The sequence below is a fragment of the Paraburkholderia sp. RAU6.4a genome (assembly GCF_050435625.1).
Lineage (GTDB): Bacteria > Pseudomonadota > Gammaproteobacteria > Burkholderiales > Burkholderiaceae > Paraburkholderia > Paraburkholderia tuberum.
On the sequence record NZ_JBNDKQ010000003.1, the window covers coordinates 2,695,042 to 2,717,775 of the forward strand.

General features: G+C 67.1%; 17 protein-coding genes, 2 pseudogenes and 2 riboswitches. Of the genes and pseudogenes, 10 read left to right on the top strand and 9 right to left on the bottom strand.

Annotated elements, in window-relative coordinates; translation table 11 throughout:
- Positions 1-2: 2 nt before the first annotated feature.
- Positions 3-908 carry an NmrA family NAD(P)-binding protein gene (locus tag OKW40_RS37025; protein WP_429493827.1) on the bottom strand — a complete coding sequence of 302 codons (906 nt, stop codon included), beginning with the start codon at positions 906-908 and terminating at the stop codon, positions 3-5.
- Between the two features lie 247 nt (positions 909-1,155).
- Here OKW40_RS37025 and OKW40_RS37030 point away from each other — a divergent pair, with 247 nt between their 5' ends.
- Positions 1,156-2,061, top strand: a complete 906-nt coding sequence (locus tag OKW40_RS37030; protein WP_429493828.1) for a helix-turn-helix domain-containing protein — start codon at positions 1,156-1,158, stop codon at positions 2,059-2,061.
- A gap of 39 nt (positions 2,062-2,100) precedes the next feature.
- Here the strand turns inward: OKW40_RS37030 and OKW40_RS37035 are convergent, their stop codons facing one another.
- The 3 genes from OKW40_RS37035 to OKW40_RS37045 form a co-directional block, all read right to left on the bottom strand.
- Positions 2,101-2,952, bottom strand: a complete 852-nt coding sequence (locus OKW40_RS37035) for an anti-sigma factor family protein (RefSeq protein WP_090805934.1) — start codon at positions 2,950-2,952, stop codon at positions 2,101-2,103.
- Positions 2,949-3,467 carry a sigma-70 family RNA polymerase sigma factor gene (locus OKW40_RS37040; protein ID WP_018421072.1) on the bottom strand — a complete coding sequence of 173 codons (519 nt, stop codon included), beginning with the start codon at positions 3,465-3,467 and terminating at the stop codon, positions 2,949-2,951. Before OKW40_RS37040 ends, OKW40_RS37035 begins: the two co-directional genes overlap by 4 nt.
- A 158-nt stretch (positions 3,468-3,625) precedes the next feature.
- On the bottom strand, positions 3,626-4,351 hold the full coding sequence (locus OKW40_RS37045) for an anti-sigma factor family protein (protein ID WP_429493829.1): 726 nt from the start codon (positions 4,349-4,351) through the stop codon (positions 3,626-3,628).
- A gap of 166 nt (positions 4,352-4,517) precedes the next feature.
- Between OKW40_RS37045 and OKW40_RS37050 the strand changes: the two genes are divergently transcribed.
- From OKW40_RS37050 to OKW40_RS37085, 8 genes and pseudogenes are all read left to right on the top strand, one after another.
- Positions 4,518-4,808 (top strand): DUF4148 domain-containing protein, encoded by a 291-nt coding sequence (locus tag OKW40_RS37050; RefSeq protein ID WP_429493830.1) that lies wholly within the window; start codon positions 4,518-4,520, stop codon positions 4,806-4,808.
- Between the two features lie 206 nt (positions 4,809-5,014).
- A pseudogene (locus OKW40_RS37055) lies at positions 5,015-6,077 on the top strand (catalase family peroxidase).
- Positions 6,074-6,613 carry a cytochrome b gene (locus tag OKW40_RS37060; protein ID WP_187610286.1) on the top strand — a complete coding sequence of 180 codons (540 nt, stop codon included), beginning with the start codon at positions 6,074-6,076 and terminating at the stop codon, positions 6,611-6,613. The pseudogene OKW40_RS37055 and the gene OKW40_RS37060 overlap by 4 nt, the downstream one beginning before the upstream one ends.
- 197 nt (positions 6,614-6,810) lie before the next feature.
- Complete coding sequence (locus tag OKW40_RS37065) at positions 6,811-10,305, top strand: SNF2-related protein (RefSeq protein WP_429493831.1); 3,495 nt, start codon at positions 6,811-6,813, stop codon at positions 10,303-10,305.
- Between the two features lie 1,036 nt (positions 10,306-11,341).
- Positions 11,342-12,082, top strand: a complete 741-nt coding sequence (locus OKW40_RS37070) for a response regulator transcription factor (protein ID WP_187618205.1) — start codon at positions 11,342-11,344, stop codon at positions 12,080-12,082.
- Complete coding sequence (locus tag OKW40_RS37075) at positions 12,079-13,530, top strand: FecR domain-containing protein (protein ID WP_429493832.1); 1,452 nt, start codon at positions 12,079-12,081, stop codon at positions 13,528-13,530. Before OKW40_RS37070 ends, OKW40_RS37075 begins: the two co-directional genes overlap by 4 nt.
- Before the next feature lie 66 nt (positions 13,531-13,596).
- A complete protein-coding gene (locus tag OKW40_RS37080) occupies positions 13,597-16,083 on the top strand; it encodes a CHASE2 domain-containing protein (RefSeq protein ID WP_429493833.1) in 2,487 nt (828 codons plus the stop codon).
- A gap of 42 nt (positions 16,084-16,125) precedes the next feature.
- Positions 16,126-16,740: a DUF4136 domain-containing protein gene (locus OKW40_RS37085; protein ID WP_429493834.1), complete on the top strand. Its 615-nt coding sequence runs from the start codon at positions 16,126-16,128 to the stop codon at positions 16,738-16,740.
- A 36-nt stretch (positions 16,741-16,776) separates the two neighbouring features.
- On the opposite strand, the gene bluB is transcribed toward OKW40_RS37085, so the two are convergent.
- The 5 genes and pseudogenes from bluB to cobA all read right to left on the bottom strand — a co-directional run.
- Positions 16,777-17,436 carry a 5,6-dimethylbenzimidazole synthase gene (bluB, locus tag OKW40_RS37090; RefSeq protein WP_429493835.1) on the bottom strand — a complete coding sequence of 220 codons (660 nt, stop codon included), beginning with the start codon at positions 17,434-17,436 and terminating at the stop codon, positions 16,777-16,779.
- On the bottom strand, positions 17,420-18,772 hold the full coding sequence (locus tag OKW40_RS37095) for a cobyrinate a,c-diamide synthase (RefSeq protein WP_429493836.1): 1,353 nt from the start codon (positions 18,770-18,772) through the stop codon (positions 17,420-17,422). Before OKW40_RS37095 ends, bluB begins: the two co-directional genes overlap by 17 nt.
- Before the next feature lie 3 nt (positions 18,773-18,775).
- The gene (gene cobO, locus OKW40_RS37100) at positions 18,776-19,378 is read right to left on the bottom strand and encodes a cob(I)yrinic acid a,c-diamide adenosyltransferase (protein WP_090805916.1); all 603 of its coding nucleotides are present in this window, start codon (positions 19,376-19,378) and stop codon (positions 18,776-18,778) included.
- On the bottom strand, positions 19,375-19,869 hold the full coding sequence (locus OKW40_RS37105) for a cobalamin biosynthesis protein (protein WP_429494003.1): 495 nt from the start codon (positions 19,867-19,869) through the stop codon (positions 19,375-19,377). The genes cobO and OKW40_RS37105 overlap by 4 nt, the downstream gene beginning before the upstream one ends.
- 15 nt (positions 19,870-19,884) lie before the next feature.
- Positions 19,885-20,622, bottom strand: a pseudogene (gene cobA / locus OKW40_RS37110) (uroporphyrinogen-III C-methyltransferase); the annotation flags it as partial.
- A gap of 195 nt (positions 20,623-20,817) precedes the next feature.
- Positions 20,818-21,077, bottom strand: a riboswitch (cobalamin riboswitch).
- Between the two features lie 80 nt (positions 21,078-21,157).
- A riboswitch (cobalamin riboswitch) is annotated at positions 21,158-21,435 on the top strand.
- A gap of 202 nt (positions 21,436-21,637) precedes the next feature.
- Here cobA and cobW point away from each other — a divergent pair.
- Positions 21,638-22,729 (top strand): cobalamin biosynthesis protein CobW, encoded by a 1,092-nt coding sequence (cobW, locus tag OKW40_RS37115; RefSeq protein WP_429493837.1) that lies wholly within the window; start codon positions 21,638-21,640, stop codon positions 22,727-22,729.
- The last annotated feature ends 5 nt before the right edge of the window (positions 22,730-22,734 follow it).

The window sequence follows — 22,734 nt, forward strand, 5'->3', positions numbered from 1 at the left end:
GATCACCGCGCCGCCGCTGCCGTACCGGCCACGCCCGATAGCAGCGCCCTCAACACCTGTCGCAACGTGGTGGCGCCGAAGCGTCGCTCGCTGATATTCGCCTCGACGTCGATGCGTCCAGCGTTGTGCGCGTCGTACAGATCGACGATCAGTTGGGCGTGCCGCTCGCCGAGCCCGGCGCCGCGCAGCACGGCACTCCATTCGTCGCGCGGCACCCGGTGGGCGATAACCGGCCGCCCGGACAGTTCCGCCAAGGTACGCGCGACGTCGAGCGCGCTTACCCGCTCTTTCCCTTCGATACTGACCACCCGTGGCGTCGCGCGCGAAGGCCCTTCATCGAGCAGCAACTGCGCGGCAAGCTCGCCGACGTCCTGCGCCGCGACGGTCGGAAACAGCTTGTCGAGCGGATCATGCAGACTCGGCAGCGCGCCCCGGCCGAGCGCGACCGGCAGCACGCGTGCCCAGTTCTGCATGTGCTCGGCGGCGCGCAACAAGATCAGCGACGACGCGACGGTGCGCAACCGCGTTTCGAGGTAGTGGAACAGCGTCGTGATGCCGGTGCCATCCGCGTGCTCGGCGCCGTAGTCGGACAGCGCGAGGAGCCGCGGTGGCGCGCTGATGCGCAAAGCCGCGACGCCCGCGTCGATGATGCGCCGCATGGCGGCCGCGGGATCGTCATGCGCTCGCGGCACCGGACAGAGCCATTGCACTGCCTGCGCGCCGTCGATCGCGCGCGCGACCAGCTGTGGGTCGTTCAGGTCGGCGATCGCGAGCTCGCAGCCGATTGCCGCGAGCGCTTCGGCTTGCGTTGCGTCGCGCACCACCGCGCGTACCGGGTGGCCCGCGCGACGCAAGGCGGTTGCGCTCGCGTGTCCCACGTGACCGGTCGCTCCGAAAATGACGAACACGTTGTGCTCCTTTTGAGGATCGCTATGACGTGATGGTAGGGACGCGGTGCTCGCGAGGCGCTCAGATCTGGATGACTTTGCGCAGATCTGGATGATTTTTTACGCCGATGCCGCGCAGGTCGCCCAGGTCGCGCGAGTCGCGTTGGCTGTTCGCGAGCTACCAAATTCCGTCACGCCGGCGAACCTGCCAAAAACGCCGCACAATGCAGGCATCTCGCCGTCATTCAGCTCACTCAGGAGACAAGCGATGAACGCCGTCACCCCGATTCCCGCGCCTGTGCCGCACAGCGGCTCGCGCATCGCCGTGCGCACGAGCAGGGCGCTTGGCTGGCAAGGCTTCGGTGCGGAGCTGGTCAACGTGTCGGCCGGTTTGCATCGGATGCCCGCGTTTCGCCATCATCGCGTGGGCGTGCACGTTGGTGCGCCGGTGACTGCGCGCTGTCTGTGCGATGCGCGCCGCCACACGCGGATTCAGGCGCACGGCGACGCCGACGTGATCCCCGCGGGGCTCGAAGGTCAGTGGAACGATGACGCCGCCTGCACGATTTTCAGCGTCTGGTTTGCAGAGGACTTCGCGCGACGGACGGTCGAGCAACTCGCGTTGAACTCGGCCGACGCGCAGCTGCGCCCGCGCTTCCAGATGCGCGATCCGCGCTTTCAGCATCTCGCCTGGGCGCTGCGCGCGGAGCTCGAAGCGGACGATGCGTCCGATCCGCTCTACGCCGAAAGTCTGTGTACGGCGATGCTGGTGCGTCTGATCGGCGTCGAACCCATGCCGGGCAACCGGCGGCGTACGCTCGCGCCGCGCACGGCCGCACGTGTGATCGAGTTTATCGACGCGCATCTCGATCAGCGTCTGACGCTCGACGAGCTCGCCGCGCAGGCGCAACTGAGCGTGCCGCATTTCAAGGCGCTGTTTCGCGACACGCTCGGTGTGCCCGTGCATCAGTACGTGGTACAGCGCAGGGTCGAGCGCGCGCGAACGCTGCTGCTGCAGGGACGCCTCAGTGCAAGCCAGATCGCGCTCGAAACGGGCTTTACGCATCAGAGCCATATGGCGCACTGGATGTCGCGTTTGCTCGGTGCAACGCCGCGTGAACTGCGCGGCGCCGCGCGCGATGACACGGCCATGTCGGGGCAGGAGAAGACATGACGTTGATGCGCGAACCGCGCGGCGCGGAACCCATCCGCTTCAACCGGGCGCGGCCCCCGTCAACTGCGCATAGACATCATGCGCGAGCTGCAGCAGCTCCTTGCGATCGATCCCACCCGACACCGCATAGCCAAAATCGCCGTCGACCCAATAGAACACGTTGACGGGCCCCGCCTGATACAGCTTGAACGCGGTCGTATTCGCGTTCTCGCGACGATGCGAGATGCACAGCGTGACGCGCTCGCCGTTCGGTCCGCGATACATGAACTGCGCGGTCGGACCGTCGTCGCCGGGCAGCAGGCGGCCGCCCGACAGCATGAATCCGCTCTTCGACAGCATCGGCGGATGGACCTCGGTGCCGAGCCGGTTCGCGAGCCATTGCACGAAGTCCTGCTCGCGATCGGCGCTCATGTCGCCCGGCCGGTCGATCGCCGGCATGTAGACGACGTGCGCGAGCGCCGCCTGGCGCGCGAAGCCCTCGGCGCTGTCCGCGCTGACCGGACGATTTCCGGCTTGCGTTTCGGCCCCAGGGTCGGTTCGATCGATCGCAACCGGTGGAATCAGATCGTTCCTGTGCATGCCGATGCCCACGCCGAGCACGAGCGCCGCGGCCATGCCCGCGAACTGCGCGGCAAAACGCGGCCAGTTCGCGGCCGCTCGCGCGCGGCGCGGCACACCGGTCTGCAGACGCTTCGGCACGGGCTCGCTGAGCACGCGGTCGTAGCGCTCGTGAAGCAGACCATTGAGCGAAAAGTAATCGCTGACGCGCGCGGCCAGCTCCGGATTCTGTTCGAGCGCGCGCTCCACCTCGTCGCGCCGCTCGCCGGACAGCGTGCCGTCCACGTACGCGTGCAAGTCTTCTTCGCCGATCGGCATTTGCGGCTCGCTCATCGCACCACCTGTAATTTCGCACCGGGCTGGGCGCCCGCCATCAAAGCCCGCAGCCGTTCGCGTCCGCGCGAGAGCCGCGACATCACCGTGCCAATCGGAACGTTCAGCGCGAGCGCGACATCGGCATAGCTCATCTCCTCGAGACCGACCAGCAGCACCACCTCGCGCTGTTCGACCGGCAGCCGCTGCAACGCGTAGTCGAGGTCGCGCATTTCGAGCGAACGCGTCTGGCCCGACGGCACCGCGAGCTCGCTTTCGGCGATGCTGTCGTCGTCGACCGCGACGTGGACCGCGCGCGCCGACGCCTTGCGCGCCTGATTCGCGAAGACGTTGTGCATGATCGTGAACAGCCACGCGCGCAGATCGGTGCCCGGCTGGAACAGACGGGTGCGGCCGAGCGCGCGCTCGAGCGTGTCCTGCACGAGGTCGTCGGCGAGCTCCCGATTGTTGATCAGCGCCCGCGCATAGCGCCGCAGACGCGGCACGTGCTCGATCAGCTCGTCACGGACATCCATGGTTGATCCCGGTCAAGGGGCGTGGGGGTGGCATCGGCTTCACTCGCGTCGGTATCGATACGCGCCGGGCCGGTCGCGGAGGCTTCCGTCGCACGATGCGTTCGAACTGCAAACACCTGTCAGCGCATTTTATTCCGCGAGGGCCGCGCCCACCGGCGTCAGCGCGCGCTCATCACGTCGGCGGCGCGCATCAGGCCGTGGGTGCGCGCATTGCCCGCGACGACGAAACGCTGCCGCTGCGCGGTCCACGTCAACAGCCGCAGCTCGCCGATGCGGCGCGCGGCCCACTGCGGCTCTTCCCGCGCAAACGGTGCCGCGGCCGACAGCACGACCACCGGTTGCTGATCGCCGTTCAGATAGACGAGTTCGTCCGCGCGCTGCAATGGCCCGAGCCGCAGCACGCGTTGCTCGACGAGGCGCAGGCCGATCGCGCCGAGATCCGGCGCGGCTGGATCGACGCGCGTCGGCGATGCCGAGGAAAAGGGCCGTGCGGTGGCTTCGGCGAGCGCCATCACGGCGGCATTATCGAGCGCTCGTGCCGACACCTGAGTCGCCAGGAGCCAACCGCTGATGGCGCTCAGCATCAGCGCGAGCGCGACGAGCGCGACAAGTGTTCGGCGTGCGCGACCACCCGGTTGCGGGCGCATGCGCAGCGGACGCGATCCGCCGAGGCGCCCAGGCGCGGGCTCCTCGGCGGTCTGAAACGTGGCCTGGATCTGTGCGTTCAAGCGGTCGTAAAAGGCGACACGCCGTGCTTCCGCCGGATGCTTGACGAGATAGTCGCGCAGCGACGCGGCGCGCTCGGGCGTCAGCGTGCCGTCCGCATAGGCCTGGATGTCGTCTTCGGAGGGCGGAGCGCCGGAGGGGCGGTGAGTCGAGGTCATGATGATGCGCGGTCTTGATTGCTGCTATCGGACGGCAAACACGGCGGCGGGGACATTTATTCCCCGCGCCGGCGATGTTTTTTTCACGCCACGAATACAGGAATAAACGCTGCCCACCCGTGGTTCTCCCTGGTGCGAACCCGCACAACTCTCCAAGGAGTCGATCATGAAAAAGCTTTCGTTGGTTGCTTTGTCGCTCGTCGTTCTCGCCGCTTCGTCGAGCGCGTTTGCGCAGGGCAAGACACGCGCTCAGGTGTACCAGGAACTGATCGAGGCGCAGCAGAACGGTCTCGACTACATCACCGACGCGTCCTATCCCGATGTCAGTCCCGTGTTCGCACGTCAGGTCGAGCAGCGCAAGCAGGCGCTCGCCGCGCAAGCGGCGCTCGCCGCGCAAGCGGCGCTCGCCGCGAGCCACGTCGCGAACTCGGGAGCGCCGGCTGTTGGCACCCATTGAAGCAGCATCGGCCACTGGCGCGCGAATGGGTTTGAATGTGCGCGCCAGGGCCGGATGGAATAGACCGTAGCGAGGCGTGTTCGCCCGTACGTTGGTCGATGAGTCGATCGACCCATCGATCGAATCGTCGATCCATCCGGCAAGGAGTTTCCGTGACACCACCCTTCGCACCCAAACCCAACCCCGCCGGCTCCGACCCGCGGCCGATCTGCGTGACATGCCGGCTCGCCGCGATCGGCGCGGTCGCGCTCGCGCTCGCGCTCGCGGGCGGCTTCGCCTACACCGCGGGGTGGCTGACGCCCGCGCGTCTGACCGCCCCGCGCATCATCGATACGTTCGAGGCGGTCGCGGGCCCGCATCCGGGCTATCGACGCAATCACGCCAAGGGCCTGTGCGTCGACGGCTATTTCGACAGCAACGGCAATGGCGCGGCGCTGTCGCACGCGGCAGTGTTCGCGCCGGGCCGCACGCCGGTGTCGGGTCGCTTCGCGGTGCCCGGCGGTAATCCGTCCGCGCCCGATACGAGCTCGCCGGTGCGCAGTCTCGCGCTGCAGTTCCGGCTTCGCGATGGCGAACAGTGGCGTACCGGCATGAACTCGACGCCGGTGTTCGCGGTGCATACGCCAGCTCAGTTCTATCAGCAATTGCTGGCCGCGAAGCCCGACCCCTGCGACCGGCAAACCGGACCCCGCGAAGCTGAAGGCATTCTACGCGGCCAATCCCGAGACGCAGCCGTTCCAGCGCTGGGTCAAGTCGCACGCGCCGTCGTCGAGCCTCGCGAACGCCGCATACTACGGCATCGACGCGTTTCTGTTTACCGATGCCCACGGCACGACGCGCGCCGTGCGCTGGGCCGTCGTGCCCGACACGCCATACGCGCCGATCACCGCGGCGCAGCAGGCCGAAAAGAACTTCCTCGCCGCCGATCTCGACGAGCGTCTGCAACACGGACCGTTGCGCTGGCATCTGCTGTTGACCGTCGCGCAACCGGGCGACCCGACCAGCGACGCGACGCTGCAGTGGCCCGACGACCGCCAGCGCGTCGACGCGGGGACGCTCGTGATCGAACGCACCACGTCGCAGGAGGACGGCGCCTGCCGCGACATCAACTTCGATCCGACGATCGTGCCCGCCGGCATCGCGCCATCGGACGATCCGCTGCTCGCCGCGCGCTCTGCGGCCTACGCACAGTCGTTCCAACGCCGCACGCGCGAGGAGGCGCTGCATCCCGAGATCCATCGAACCCAGCCAAACGGAGAGCCTTCATGACGCGCACCCGCACTCACTTCAGTCCGCTCGCGCGGCTGCTGCACTGGACGATGGCGCCGCTGATCGTCGCGATGCTGTTTATCGGCGTGGGCATGGTGGCGACGGTATCGCGTGCCCATGATGCGTTGGTCGCGCTGCATCGGCCGCTCGGCATCGCGTTGCTGCTGCTCGTGCTGGTGCGGCTCGCGGTGCGCGTGATGCGCGGCAGTCCGCCATTGCCCGCGCGCATGTCGAAGCCGCAACGAATCGCGGCGCATGCGTCGCACCTCGTGCTGTACGGGCTGATGCTCGCGATGCCGCTGATCGGCTGGGCGATGCTATCGGCGGCCGGCTATCCGGTCACGCTGTTCGGTCCGCTGCATCTGCCGCCGATCGCACCGCACAACGTCGCGCTGTTCGCGCTGCTGCGCGCGCTACATACGTGGCTCGCGTTCGCGTTGTTCGCGACGGTGCTGCTGCATCTGGCGGCGGCGTTGTTGCATGGGCTGATCCTGCGCGACGGAGTGTGGGGCAGCATGGCCCGCGGCGAACGCTAATATGGGTCGAACCGCGGCTTGACCGGGTTGCTCCCGAACTGTCCAAATCGCCCGCCCTGGCGATTTTCGTCCAACGCGTAAAATGGCCGGTTATCACTGGCAAATCGCAACTGGACAGAATCGGCCGGGCGTCGCGCGGCGCCCCGTCATGGTCCACGCGCGCTTGCCTTCGCCGGTTTGAACAGGAATGCACGCGGATGTCATCAGTTTTCTTCGATCGGGAAAGGATTGCGGAATGGCTCGGCGAGCGCACCGTCGCCAAGGCGCGCTCGGTGGGCGCGGTCAGCAACGTCAAATGGCAGGGAGACTCGCTGTCGGGCGACGTGCAGGGCTCGCAGCCGGGGCCGTACCTGACACGGGTTCGCTTTCGTACCGATGGCGGGTCGCCGTCGGCCGAAGGCAAATGCACGTGCCCGGTCGGCCGCAATTGCAAGCACGTCGCGGCGCTGCTGCTCGCGGAACTCGACTACCACGACGAGATGGATCACATCACGCAGGTCGAGGACGGCAGTGACCCGGCGACGTCGGAGGTGTTCATCGCGCGACGGATTACGGTGCCGGGCGCGCCGCCGGCGCCATCTTCATCTCAAGGTGTGCGACCCGAACTGGTCAGCTGGCTCGAGCGTTTTCGCGCGCGCGCCCGCGCGGCCGACGCCGCCGAAAAAGACGCCGCCCGGAAGCTCGACGCCACGCGCAAGGAAACGCTCGCCTATCGGCTCAACTGGTCGCGTTTTCATATGCGCCACGAAGTCGTGCTGCATCGCGCGCGTTGCGACGCGGACGGCGTGATCGTCGAAGTCGGCGACAGCTGGGGCGACGTCGAAGGCGCGCTGCTCAGGCAGCCGCGCTTCGTGTCCGACGAAGACCTGTCGATCCTCCGCGGCCTATGGCTCGGTCGCTCGCGCGAGGACCTGGGCCAGTTCGTGCTGCGAGGCACGAGTGGCGCGGAAACGCTGCAGAAGCTGATCGCGACCGGGCGCCTGTTCTTCGACTTCGGGATCGCGCCGGGCCAGGCCGGACCGACGCCGCTCGCGCGCGCCGCCGACCGCCTCGGGCGCATCGAATGGGAGCCGCTCGCCGACGAGCGCCTGCGCCCGGTACTGCGCACCGAACCGCGCGCGAGCATGGTGCTGCCGACCGAGCCGGTCTGGTACGTGGACGGCGTCGCCAACGAGGCGGGCGTCGTGCCACTGTCGCTGCCGTTCCAGCAACTGCCTGACTACCTCGCGATGCCGCCGATCTCGCTCGCCGAGGCGCCGCTCGTCGCGTCGGTGCTGCGCGAGATCGCTCCCGAGCTGCCGCTGCCGCCGACCCACGACGCGCCCGCGATTCGGGTGATCGACGTCGAACCGGTGCCGGTGCTGACGCTGAACAGCCATGCGCTGCCCGGCTCGGGGAAGGGCATCAAAACGGCGAAAACGGCGAAGGCCGCGAAGGCCGCGGAGCGCAAGTCCGCCGCGGTAGAGCTGGCGGCCGCGAGCTTCGACTACGACGGTGTCAGCATCAACGCCGACAGCAGCGTGACGCTGGTGCCGTTGCCGGGCGGCGACGTGATTCACATCCGCCGGCGCTACGACGCCGAGAAAAAGCGTCTGCTGGAATTGCGCAAGACCGGTCTGCAAAAGGTGCCGACGCGCAACCTGCATGCGTCGCGTCTGTTGCCCGACACGATGCTCGGTCTGCCCGACACCGACGCGTGGTCCGAGTTCGTCAACGACGCGGTGCCGGATCTGGTCGCGAAGGGCTGGCGCGTGACGATGGCGCCCGAGTTCCGCTACAACGTGATCGAGATCGACGCGATCGACGGCACCGCGCAGCAGGCCGGCGACGGCTGGTTCGATCTGGAGATGGGCATCCGCGTCGGCGAGCGCAACGTGCGGCTCGAACCGCTGCTGGCCGATCTGTTCCGGCGCGACCGGCGCTGGCTCTCCGGCGCGCTGGAGCGTATTCGAGACGACGAGCCGATCGAGCTGAAGACCGAGGAGAACAAGCGCCTGCGGTTGCGCGCCGATCGTCTGAAGCCGGTGGTGCGCGTGCTGGTCGATCTGTTCGATTCGCTCGGCGGCGCGCTTGCCGAAGGCGCGCCTCTGCGCGTGCCCGCGGTCGATGCGGGTCGCCTCGATGCGCTGCACGACACCGGCCGCTGGCAGTTCAGCGGCGACGATTCGATCCGCGAGCTCGCGCGCCGTCTGCAAGCCGGTCCGGGCCTGCGCGAAGTGCCGGTGCCGCGCGGGCTGAAGGCTGAGCTGCGCGGGTACCAACACCAGGGCCTGAACTGGATGCAGTTCCTGCGCGAACAGGATCTGGCCGGCGTGCTCGCCGACGACATGGGCCTCGGCAAAACCGTGCAGACGCTCGCGCACGTTCTCGCCGAGAAGGAAGCGGGGCGGCTCACGCATCCCGCGCTGATCGTCGTGCCGACCACGCTCGTGCACAACTGGCGCGAGGAAGCGCGCCGCTTTGCGCCGGAGCTGAAAGTGCTGGTGCTGAACGGGCCGCAGAGAAAGGAGCGTTTCGAGCAGATCGGCGAAGCCGAGCTGATCCTGACCACTTATGCGCTGTTGTGGCGCGATCAGAAGGTGCTCGCCGAGCACGACTATCATCTGCTGATTCTCGATGAGGCGCAGTACGTGAAGAACGCGACCACCAAAGCCGCCCAGGCGATTCGCGGCTTGCGGGCGCGGCATCGGCTGTGCCTGACGGGCACGCCGCTCGAGAATCATCTCGGCGAGCTGTGGTCGCAATTCGATTTTCTGCTGCCGGGCTTTCTCGGCAGCCAGAAGGACTTCACGCGACGCTGGCGCAATCCGATCGAAAAGAACGGCGACGACGTGCGCCGCGCGTTGCTCGCGCGCCGCATCCGGCCGTTCATGCTGCGCCGTCGCAAGGACGAGGTCGCGAAGGAGCTGCCGCCGAAGACGACGATCGTATGTCCGGTCGATCTCGAAGGCGCGCAGCGCGACCTGTACGAAACCGTGCGCACCGCGATGCAGCAGAAGGTGCGCGCGGCGGTCAGCGCGCAGGGGCTCGCGCGCAGCCACATCATCGTGCTCGATGCGTTGCTGAAGCTGCGCCAGGTGTGCTGCGATCCACGGCTCGTGCGCACCGCCAGCGGTATCGGGGACGGCGCTGCCACGGGCGGCGGCGAGCGCGCGATGCGCTCGGCCAAGCTCGATCTGCTGCTGTCGATGCTGCCCGAGCTGATCGAGGAGGGACGCCGCGTGCTGCTGTTCTCGCAGTTCACCGGCATGCTCGCGTTGATCGCCGAGGCGCTCGACGAAGCCGCGATCCCGTACGTCATGCTGACGGGCGACACGGCCGATCGCGTGAGCCCGGTCGAGCGGTTCCAGCAGGGCGAGGTGCCGCTGTTCCTGATCAGCCTGAAGGCCGGCGGCGTGGGGCTGAACCTGACCGCCGCCGACACGGTGATCCACTACGACCCGTGGTGGAACCCGGCCGCCGAGAACCAGGCGACCGACCGCGCGCATCGGCTGGGACAGGACAAGCCGGTATTCGTGTACAAGTTGATCGCGGCCGGCAGCATCGAGGAAAAGATCGTCGCGTTGCAGGAGCACAAGGCCGGGCTCGCCGACAGCATTCTCGCGGAAGATGCGGCCGGCGCCGCAAAGTTCTCGGACGACGATCTCGACGCGCTGTTCGCGCCTATGCCGGACCTCGAAGGCGCGCGTTGAACGCGTGGGCAAGCGACCGAACGAGGCAACGCAGACGGGCCACGCAGACACGCAAGGGGGAAATCTGACGCGCCGCGGCAACGACAATCGGGGCCACACTGTAACAAAGCGTCTGTGTATGTAAATTACCGTCGATGGGACTTCAAACTCATACCAATTTCGAACTCGCGCTGTGTAAGGCTTGCGCGTCGCGCGCGCTGGTGCGGCGCGTAATAACTACTTCGCCAACGGTTACAAAGGAAGTTCTTTCATCTTGAGCACGGCTGTTCTTCCAGCTAACGTGACGTTACTCGTGCGGTTAGACCCCGGCGAGCGTGTGTAGTGTTTGTGGGCGGCGTTGCTTCGACAGGGGCAGCGCCGCATTTTTTTTGCCGGCGACCCTAACGCTGCGCATCACCCGCTGACGGCCCGTCTCGCGGCGCGTCATCGCGTCGGCCAACAATGTGAAGCAGTCGAATGCCTCATGCAATACGAGGGCTTTGAGTCGCTCGCCCGACCAGGCCGACTGCCTCGAATGACAACTCGACCGGGACAAAATCTAACAATGTTTAAACGATTTCTTTTGAGATTATTCTTATACTGAACGCGCAATTGTTAAATAAGAGTACCTGAAAGGAATCTTAAAGCCGATAAGCGGGCGTGGTCAAAAAGCCGCTCCAGCAAGGATCTTCCGTCCGCAGTGTCACTTCCTTCCGGCGCCGGCTAGTGGTGGCAGACCAGAAAAACCTGAAAAGCGCGTCAGCCGTTTCTGATTAGGGTTTTTCGCGACGGATTGCTGGTACACGGCAAACGGGAAGAAAGAAGGTTTTCGATTATCATGATCTGCCCTGCATAATCGCTATGGAAATTACATTTATGCGCTGATTTCCGCTTCATGAAAGCAGCGTCATGGCGGGGGACGGCGAGGGACCATTAATCAGAAACTAACAGCCGGAATTTTTTGGGAAGCCGGATCGGCGGTGCTGCGCCGTCATCCCGGTCGTCAGCCGGTATACCGGCCGTCAGCCATGAAGGCGCTGTTGCGTTGTGGGGTGTTATGAGAATTGCAGTCCTCGATGATGATTCGGCTCAGGCCGACCTTGTGTGTCAAACGCTGTCCGCCGCTGGACACGTCTGTCACGCGTATGGCGCAGGGCGCGAACTCGTGCGCCAGTTGCGTCGTCAGACGTTCGATCTGCTCGTGCTCGACTGGAACGTTCCCGACATGTCCGGCGAAGAAGTGCTTCGCTGGGTGCGCGAAAGCCTGTCCGAGCGCCTGCCGGTGCTGTTCATGACGAGCCGCGGCCGCGAAACCGACATCACTTCGATTCTGAATACCGGTGCCGACGACTATCTCGTCAAGCCCGTGTCGGGCGCCGTACTGCTCGCGCGGGTTGGTTCGCTGCTGCGGCGCGCGTATTACCTGAAGCCGCCGGCAACGAGGGAAGTATTCGGCGACTTCGAGTTCGACCTGAGCGTCAAGCACGTCGTGGTCCGCGGCACCCCGGTCTCCGTCACGCAGAAAGAGTTCGAACTCGCGCTGCTGCTGTTCCAGCATATGAGCCGGCCGTTGTCGCGCGCACACATTCTCGACGTGATCTGGAAGCAGGCCACGGACATCCCATCGCGCACGATGGACACTCATGTGTCGATGTTGCGCAGCAAGCTCGGTCTGCGCCCCGAGCACGGTTATCGGCTCACGCCGATCTACGGCTATGGCTACCGCCTCGAGCGGATCGAAACCGACACACCACCGGCCGCCGACGACGAACCCACTGAAGAAGCGGGGGAAGCGTGACGGTCTGCGTGGATGGGGCGGCATCGGGCAGCGCCGCCATGCCCGGCCGCCGCGCCGCCGCGTGGCTTGCCGTGGCCTGTCTGATGGCAACGGGCGCGACCGGCTGGAGCGCGCTCGCGCACGCGCAGCCCGCGCGCGGCAAGACCGGAGCGAAGGCCTCGCCGGTCTACGCTTCGTACACGACGCACGAGGGCGACACGCTGTATGACATCGCCGCCCGCTACATGGCCGATCCGACCGACTGGGCGCTGTTGAGCAGCCTCAATCACGTGCCCGCGCCGCGCCGCATGGCGGCCGGCATCGTGCTGCGTTTGCCGTCCCGAAGGCTGCGCCAGGATCGGGACACGGCTCGCGTGGTCGCGACCAGCGGTCCGGTCGAGCACGCGTTCGACTCGAGCCCCTATCTGCCGCTGAAAACCGGTGAAACGCTTGCCGAAGGCGATCGCTTGCGCACCGGCGCGAACGGGTTCGCGACGCTCGAGCTGCCCGGCGGCTCATACGTGACGGTCGCGCAGAACGGCGAACTCAATATCGAGAGACTGCGGCACGTCACGCTGACCGGCGTCGCCGATCGCGTCTTTGAGCTGCGCGCCGGCGAGGTCGAGAGCCAGGTCACGCATGCGAAGCGACGCGATGATCGCTTCCAGATCCGTTCACCTTCGGTGGTCGCCGGAGTGCGCGGCACGCGTTTTCGCGTCGATTACGACGGCGACACGCAAACCACCGCGGTGGCGGTGCTCGACGGCGCGGTCGGCGTCGATCCGGCCACGCAGCATGGCCAGAGCGCCGCGCCGGCGCCAGGCAGGCCGTTGCAGGCGTCCGAGCAGCTGGTCGAGGCAAGCTTCGGCAACGTCACGCACTCGGGCGGCGCGGTCGGCAGTCCGGTCCAGCTGTTGCCCGCACCCGCGCTCGCGCGGCCGGCGCGCGTGCAGGACGGCAAGAGCGTCGCGTTCGACGTCAACCCGGCCGAGCACGCGGTCGGCTATCGGCTGCAGATTTCGCACGACGCCGATCAACTGGACCTGGTGCGAGACCTGCGTGTGAGCGCGCCGCATGCCGACTTCGGCGATCTGCCCGACGGCACGTACTTCGTGCGCGTCGCGTCGACCGATAGCAACGGTCTCGACGGCCTGCCGAACGTGTACGCGTTCGAGCGCCGCCAGCTGGGGCTGGACGCTTCGGCCGCGCAGCGCGCGGGTGGCCGCGACTACGAGTTCCGCTGGTTCGTCAGCCGCAGCAACGTGCCGACCCGTTTCCGCTTCCTGCTCGCGAACACGGCCGAACTGAGCCATCCGGTAATCGATCGCCCCGATCTGCCGGGCGGCGAACTCGTGATCAGCGATCTGCCTCCGGGCGTCTACTACTGGACGATCGTCGCCGAGCAGTTCGACAACGGCCGCTTCTACGAAAAGAGCAGTCCGGTCCGCTCCTTTACGCTTGCGCGCTGACGCTGGTAGATTCTCGGGGCCGGCCCGCTGGCCGGTCCGTCCTCCCGTTCCCGACTACATCGTCCCGTGCCCGCCACTTCTACGCGACTGAGCCTCGATCCGCGCACCCGTCTCGGACGGCGGGCGGGCCGGCGCTTTCTGATCGAGTGGGTCAGCGTTGGCTGTCTCGGCTTCGTGGTGATCCTGCTGACGTCGTTCGGGCGCGTCGGCGCCGGCATCGATCTGCTGGTGTACGACCAGTTTCTGAAGCTGCGCGAGCAGCCGCGGCTGTCCGACATCGTCGTCGTCGAGATCGACAACGCGAGCATCGACGCACTCGGCCGCTGGCCGTGGCCGCGCAGCGTGCACGCGCGGCTGCTCGAGCAGATCGCCGCGGCCAAACCTGCCGCGGTGATCTACGACGTGCTGTTCACCGAGCCCAATGTCGACGACGCCCAGCTCGCCCACGCCATTGCGCTGAGCCCGACCTATCTGCCCGTGCTGCTGACGCCGCCCGATGCAAGCGGCAAGCGCACCGTCGATGAACCCGTCGCGCCGCTCGCGCAGGCTGCTGCCGGGCTCGGTCACATCAATTTCGAAGTGGACAGCGACGGCATCGTGCGCAGCGTCGCGCGCTTCCAGGGCGATGAGCGCTCGCGCTGGCCGCAACTGACGGTGCTCGTCGCCGACGCGGTCGAACACGGCAAGCTGCATCTGCGCGGCGGCCTGCCGCCGCGCTCCTCGAACGAGCCCGCACGCGGCAGCGACGACGGCGGCGAAGAGCGCTTCCTGATTCCGTTCGGCCCGAACGCCGCGAACTACCCAAAGCTCAGTTTCGCCGACGTGCTCGCCGGCAAGGTGCCGGCCGATCAGTTGCGCGGGCGCATCGTCGTGATCGGCGTGACGGCGTCGGGTCTGTACGACCGCTTCGCGACACCGGTATCGGGCGAGCTCGGTCCGCTGCCCGGCGTCTACATCCACGCGAACGTGCTCGACACGCTGCTGAGCGGCCGCGAGATCCAGCCGGTCGCGCTGTGGGTCGTGTTCGCGGCGGCGCTCGGGCCGCTCGCCGCGCTGCTCGCCGGCTTCCTCGTGCTGTCGCCGCGCCGCTCGTTGTTGCTGACCGGCGCGCTGGTGCTGCTCGCCGCGACCGGCAGCGCGCTGCTGCTGTACGGCGGCAGGCTGTGGATCTCGCCGGTGCCGGCGATCCTCGGCGTCGTGATCGTCTATCCGATCTGGAACTGGCGACGCCTCGAAATGACGATGGCGTATCTGCGCGGCGAACTGCAGCGTCTCGCCGACGAGCCGCATCTGCTGCCCGAGACGCCGAAGCGCCGCCGCGAATTCGGCGGCGACGTGCTCGCGCAGCACATGGCGCTGATGGCTCAGGCCGCGCAACGGGTGCAGGACATGAAGCGCTTCGTGTGGGGCAGCCTCGATAGCGTGCCGGAGCCGATTCTCGTCAGCGACGTGGCCGGCGTCGTGCTGATCGCGAATCACGCGGCGAAAGCGCATTTCGCTCGGCTAGGCGCGCCGATGCCCGAAGGCCAGCCGATGCAGAGCGTGCTCGGTGGTCTCACGCTCGTGAAGACGATCGATACCGGCGCGGCCACGGACAACGAGCGCAGTCTGTCCGCGCACGCGCACTGGCCGGCGCTCCTCGATCCGACGCGCGGCGAGTTCGCGGCGCTGATGGCGCAGGGCGTCGAGGTGCGCGACGCGAACGAGCGCGACCATCTGCTGCGCTATGCGACCTGCACCAACGCGCAGGGCGAGACGACCGGCTGGATCGCCGGTCTCGTCGACGTGTCGGCGCTGCATGCGGCCGAGCGTCAGCGCGAAGACGCGCTGCGGCTGCTGTCGCACGACATGCGCTCGCCGCAGGCGTCGATCATTGCGCTGGTCGAGATCGAGCGCGCGCGGACCGAGCCTGCGCTCGCGCGCAGCGTGCTGGAGCGCATCGAACGCTACGCGCAACGCGCGCTCACGCTTGCCGACGACTTCGTGCAACTGGCGCGCGCCGAATCGCAGGCCTATGTGCTCGAGCCGCTGAGTCTGACCGAACTCGTCATCGATGCGAGCGACGAGGTCTGGCCGCAGGCGCATGCGAAGCGCATCGCGCTGCATACGGAATCCGCCGACGACGCCGACGACGATCCCTGGATCTGCGCCGACCGCTCGCTGATGACACGCGCGCTCGTCAATATCCTGAACAATGCGGTCAAGTACAGTCCGCCCGACACGCGCATCGTATGCAGCTTCGCTGGCCAGCCGGCGGCAAAGCGCGCGGGCAGCGAGGCGCCGCGCGTGTCGTGCACGATCCGCGACCAGGGCTATGGCATTCCTGAGGAGCAGCAAGCGGGATTGTTCGAGCGCTTTCGCCGTTTTCACGAGGCGGAGCGGCCGGAAGTGGGCGGCGCGGGACTCGGCATGGCGTTCGTCAAAACCGTCGTCACGCGCCACGGTGGCAGCGTCGAAGTCGTCAGCGCGCCCGGCGAGGGGACGGCCTTCACGATCTGGCTGCCCGCGCTCGACGACGCGCCCCTCGACGAATCGATCGCACCGCGCGTCTGATGCGCCTTTGATGTATTCGATGTACTAGAGAGAAAACAAACAATGGCAAAGATCGCTCACCTCTGTGCCGCGCTGGCCGCGGCGAGCCTCACCGCTTGCGCGGGCCTGAGCGCCGACGTGCACACCGTCTCCGCTAACGGCGCCGACCGCGCCGTTGCGCTGCAAGGCGAGCAGACCTATTCGCTCGCGCGCACGCAGCCGCAGGACGACAGCGCCGATCATCCGCAAGTCGAAAAGCTGTTGCGCGACGAGTTGGCGAAACACGGGTTCGTCGATACGGCGGGCAAGCCCGCGCATTATCTGCTGTCGATGGCGTATAGCACGCGGCCGGCGTCGATCGGCATCGGCGGTGAGGATTGCGCGCCCGCCGATTGCGGCGCGGGCAGCGACGGTCCAGGCGCGCTGCTGTTTGGGCGCAAGTATCAGCACGCGCTGACGCTGCGCTTTTTCGACTACGCGAGCGGCGCCGAGCGCTACAAGGTCGGCGCGGTGTTCATGGATCGCGACGCGGACCCGCTGCATGCACTGCCGTTGCTCGTGAAAACCGCGCTCGCCAAGCTGCCGTTCGATGCGCCGGCCGACTGGCGTGTGAAGCTCAGCATCGACAAGACGAGCGGTGTGCCGAACGTCGACTCGATGGAGCCGCTACAGCGTTAAAACACAGCCTCAGGTCGCCGGGGCCGCGAGTATCAGTTATTCCTGCGCCGGCTCGTCTTGCGGCCAGCGGTTTTCGAACACGCAATCGGCGAGCGGCAGACGGCTCGCCCAGCGCTGCGTTTCGAGCATCGGCTCGCTATAGAAGGCAGCGACGTGGCCGAGGCACAGAATCGCGACCGGCCGCGCGCCTTCCGGCATCGCCAGTAGCTGGTGCACCGCGTCGACATCGAATAGCGACACCCAACCAAGCCCGAGTCCTTCCGCGCGCGCGGCGAGCCACATGTTCTGGATCGCGCACGCGACCGACGCGAGATCCATCTCCGGCAGCGTGCGGCGGCCGAAGACGTGTCGCTCGCGCCCGTCCATCAACGCGATCACCAGCAGCTCCGCGCATTCGCGCATGCCTTCCACCTTCAGCTTCATGAACTCGTCGCGGCGCTTGCCGAGCGCGTCGGCGGTGGCGAGCCGTTCGCGCTCGACGATGTCGCGCAAGCCCGTGCGCAGCGCCGCGTCGGTGATGCGCACGATGCGCCACGGCTGCATGTAGCCGACGCTCGGCGCGTGATGCGCCGCGTCGAGCAGACGCCGCAGCACCGCCGGATCGACCGGATCGGGCACGAAGTGGCGCATGTCGCGGCGTTCGTAAATCGCGCGATAGACCGCTTCGCGCTCGGAGTCGTCAAAAGGCTTCGCCATGAAAGAGGGCGGCCGTGAAAGCCGGGTTGGAGGGCCAGTAAGCGTGCATATAGGTTGCCACAATCGGGCCCACGCGGAACACCGCTTCGCCGGGCGTGTCGCTGTGCGCGCGCGTGGCGAAGCGCTGCGGCGCGAGCGGCGTCGCGAGCTTCGAGTAGTGGAACGTGTGGCCGGTCAGCGTGCCGTGGACGCCATCGATCTGCTGCATGCCGAGCGACGTGAAGCGCGTTTGCATCGTCGCGTGACCGGGCAGCAGGCCCAGCATCGGCGTGCTAGTGCCTTGCGCGTCGGTCAGCGTGTCGAGCAGATAGAGCATGCCGCCGCATTCGGCGACCACCGGGTTGTCCGCCTCGACGTGCGCGCGGATCGATGCCGCGCTGGTCGAGTTGCCCGCGAGCGTCGCCATATGCAACTCGGGGTAGCCGCCCGGCAGATAGAGCGCGTGCGTGCCGGCGGGCAACGCTTCGTCGGCAAGCGGCGAGAAATAGCTGAGCCGCGCGCCGAGCGCTTCGAGCAGCGCGACGTTGGCCGGATAGATGAACGAGAACGCGGCGTCGCGCGCGATCGCGATGTGCTTGCCTTCGAGCAGACGCGGCAGCACTTCGGGCGCGGGCACGCCGAAATCGACCGGGCGCGGCAGTTCGGCGAGCGCGGTCGACGCGAGCGTATCCGCCGCGCGTTCGAGGCGCGCTTCGAGATCGTCGATTTCATCGGCCTGGTGTAGGCCGAGGTGGCGGTCGGGCAGCGTGATCTCGTCGCTCGCGGCGATGTGGCCGCACCAGCGCAACTCGGGCGGCAGTGCTTCCTGCAACATCTGCGCGTGCCGAGCCGAGCCGACGCGATTCGCGAGCACGCCGTGGAACGGCAGTTGCGGTCTGAAGCGCGCAAGGCCGAACGCGACCGCGCCGAAGGTCTGCGCCATCGCCTGCGCGGAAATCACCGCGAGCACCGGCACGCCGAACGTGGTCGCCAGATCGGCGCTGCTTGGCGTGCCGTCGAACAGGCCCATCACGCCTTCGATCAGGATCAGATCGGCTTCTTGCGCCGCCCGCGCGAGCAGGTTGCGGCATGCGCTTTCGCCGACCATCCACAGATCGAGCGACAGCACCGGCGCGCCGCTCGCGCGCGCGAGGATCATCGGATCGAGAAAATCCGGCCCGGTCTTGAACACGCGCACGCGACGTCCGAGCCGCCGGTGATAGCGCGCGAGACCGGCGGTGATCGTGGTTTTGCCTTGTCCCGACGCGGGCGCGCTAATGAACAGCGCGGGGCACGCCCCGAAGGAAGTCCCCTGGGGGGGCGCCCCGGACGAAGCCCAGTTGGGGGATGCCGACATCGCTCAGAACTCCACGCCGCGCTGCGCCTTCACACCTTGCTCGCGATACGGATGCTTGATCGCGCGCATTTCGGTGACGAGGTCGGCGGCTTCGATCAGCGCGTCCGGCGCATGGCGTCCGGTCACGACGACGTGCAACATCGGCGCACGCGCGTTGATCACCGCGAGCACTTCGTCGAGCGGCAGGTATTCGTACTTCAGCACGGTGTTCAGCTCGTCGAGGATCACCATCTGGTAGTCGCCGCTTTCGATCATCCGCCGCGCTTCGTTCCAGCCTTTGCGCGCGGTCGCCATGTCGGCCTCGCGGTTCTGGGTGTTCCACGTGTAGCCGTCGCCCATCGTGACGAAATCGCATTGCGCGATCGCGCCGAGGAAATCGCGCTCCGACGTATGCAGCGCGCCTTTGATGAACTGCACGACGCCGAGCCGCATGCCGTGGCCGAGCACCCGCACGGCCATGCCGAACGCGGCCGTGCTCTTGCCCTTGCCGGTGCCGGTGTTGACGATCAGCAGGCCTTTTTCGACGGTCGCGCCGGCCTGCTTCTTTTCGTGGCCTTCGCGGCGGCGTTCGGTCATGCGTTGATGCGATTCCGGATCGGTTTTCATCGAGGGTCCTGGTTTTGAGGGGCGGGATGGGATGGGGGCGCGTCGCTAAGGGCAGCATTGTTCACCGCTGCGATCGCCACCGTGATGCCGGCGTGCGCGGTCTTGCGTACGATTAGGCGCGCGTTTTGCGCGGTTGTGGTGGAGTCCGGCGCCGTTGCCGCCAGCAGCGCACACGGCTCGCACACACCGTCGACGCCGAGCTGCGCGTGTGCCGCCGCCGACGGCGACGCGATCGGTACCGCGGCGATCTGCTCGCGGCTGAACAGTTGCAGCGGCAGCTGATGACGTGAGCAGAATTCGAGCAGACCGGCTTCGTTGGCTTTGGTGTCGATCGTCGCGATCGCGCGGATCTGCTCGAAGGCATTCGATCCGAGCGCTGCGCGGACGGCGGCTTCGATCTCAGCGGCTTCGCTGTGCAAGCGGCAACCGATGCCGACGCTCAGCGTTTTGATCGCGCGTCCGAGTCCGTGTCGTGTCGCGCTCGCTGCCAGTTCGTGAGCAACGCCGGCGTCGCGTTTGGCCGCATCACGCGCCAGTGCGAGCGACGCCACACCGCCGATCACGACGATCGCCGGCGAGCCGAGCCCCGCGCGCGCCACCGCCTCGGCGAACTCGCGAAGCGGCGCGAGCACATGACGCTGCTCAGGCCGCGTCGCCGACTCGATCGCCGCGCACGGCGTGTCGGCGGACATGCCGGCCGCGAGCAATGCGCGGGCGATCTCGCCGAGCCGGCGCATGCCCATGTAGATCACCAGCGTCATGCGCGTCGCGGCGAGCGCGGCCCAGTCCGGTTCGCCACTGCCGGCGCCGTGGCCGGTGACGAACACGACGCCCTGCGCGTGATCACGATGCGTGACCGCGATACCGAGCGCCGCGGGCGCCGCGATGCCGGCCGTGATGCCGTTGATCACGTCGACTTCGATACCCGCGGCCTGTAGCGCCTGCAACTCTTCGCCGCCGCGGCCGAACACGAACGGATCGCCGCCCTTGAGCCGCGCGACGCTGCGCCCCGCGCGCAGATGCCCGAGCATTTGCGCGACGATGTCGGCTTGCGGCGTCGACGGATGGCCGCCGCGTTTGCCGACGTACACGACTTGCGCGCCGGTGCGCGCGAACTGCAGCACGTCGGGATTCACCAGATCGTCGACGAGCACGACATCGGCCTGCGCGAGCGCACGGGTGGCCTTCAGCGTGATCAGCTCGACGTCGCCGGGACCGGCGCCGATCAGCCAGGCGCGCGTCATCGCGGCGTGCATGGCGCGCGCCATGCGGTGATGGAAGAAGAGAAGCGGCGTGCGACAGCGCGCGCGGCGGTGAATATAGAGGTCATGCGCAACTGCGAATCCGGGCACGCGCGATGCCGCGCTGCTACGCCTTCACATCCGTTCCCCGCGGATTCCGGCGGCCGGCGGCGCCACGTGATGCACGGATGCAATGCGGCACCGCCTCCGCGTCTGGCCGGTATCCGGGCTGGCGGCCTCATGCGCTTCGCCTTCCCGTCCCGGTTTGTGGATTCGCGGGACAGTGGCATCAAAAAACGCATGCGCAGCACGGCGGAATCGAAGGCGAATCGAATCGCGCGCCGCAGGTCGCTTACCGTTGCGGGAACAGCACAGGTTGAACGCGCGAGGCGCTGCCTGTTTCCCGTTTAACTGCACACGCGAGCGCATGTGCGGGCACCAAACGCGCGCATACGATAGCACATGGCGCCTTGCCGGATAAGCCTCGGCGGCGCTTTCCGGCTCGCTGCGTTGCTTGACTGCGCAAGGCCGCGGGCCTACACTCGCACGCACTTTGGGTGCTCGCGTGCGCGCTCGTGCGCATGCAGTTAAACGGGAAACAGGGAGCCACCTGCTCTGGAGCGGCTAACCTGTGCTGTCCCCGCAACGGTAAGCGAAAAGCGGTTCCGGCTTGATAGCCGGGCACCGCAGTGCCGGCTTCGATGTCCTCGCGCAAGCTCGCGTGGACATTTCACCACTGGACGAGAAACCACTCGGCCGGGAAGGGGAAGCGGCGCTTTCGCCAGCCCGGATACCGGCCCAAAGAAGCAGAACGACCGCCGCGGGGATGCGGCGGCGCGTTCATGACCTCAGTTCCGCTTTCTGTATTTCCGTTGTCGCGGCAATGCCGTCGTTCGTCCCCGTGTCTGGTGATCGCTGGTACTGCTGCGCGTGCTTCATTCGCTCCATTCGCCAGCCGACGCGGACCCACGCGCGGACTTTCCGGCATACCGATCAACGCCAAGGGATGGACCTCACGATGCAAACTCAATTGCGCAAGATCCCCGTCACGATCGTCACGGGCTTTCTCGGCAGCGGCAAAACCACGCTGCTGCGGCACATTCTTCAGCATGCGGGCGGCAAGCGCATTGCGGTGATCGTCAACGAGTTCGGCGAGCTCGGCATCGACGGCGAAATCCTCAGGGGCTGCGGCATCGGTTGCGATGAAAACGGCGTCGAGACCGAAGCGCAATTGTATGAACTCGCGAACGGTTGTTTGTGCTGCACCGTGCAGGAAGAATTTTTCCCGGTGATGGAAAAGCTCGCGGAGCGCCGCGATGAACTCGATCACGTGCTGATCGAAACGTCGGGGCTCGCTTTGCCGAAGCCGCTCGTGCAGGCGTTCAACTGGCCGCAGATCCGCAATGGCTTCACGGTCGACGCGGTGGTGACGGTGGTGGACGGCCCGGCCGCCGCGAGCGGCCAGTTCGCCGATAACCCGCTCGCCGTCGATGCACAGCGCAAGGCCGATCCGAATCTCGATCACGAGTCGCCGCTACACGAGCTGTTCGAAGACCAGTTGTCGGCGGCCGATCTGGTGATTCTGAACAAGACCGATCTGATCGACGACGCGCGGCAGCACGAGGTCGAAGCCGCGATCCGCGCGGAGATTCCGCCGCAGGTGAAGATCGTGCGCGCTCAGCAGGGGCGGCTAGACCTGCATACGCTGCTGGGCCTCGAAGCGGCGTCGGAAGAGACGATCCACCTGCGTCATGACCACCACGGTTCCGCCGACGACCCCGATCATCACCACGATGAATTCGATTCGGTCGTCGTGCAGGCATCCGTACCGTCGCGCGACACGGCGCTCGCCGCCTTGCAGGCGCTCGTCGAAACCCACACGATTTACCGTGTCAAAGGCTTCGCGGCACTGCAGGGCGCGGCGATGCGTCTCGTGATCCAGGGCGTGGGGCGGCGCTTCGACAGCTACTTCGACCGGCGCTGGCAAGCGGGTGAAAATGGCGACGGCGCGTTGAGCCGCTTCGTGCTGATCGGCGCAGACCTCGACCAACACGCGCTGCAACAGGCGTTCGACGCGGCGCTCGGCGCGACGTCGAACGCGACGGCATAAACGGG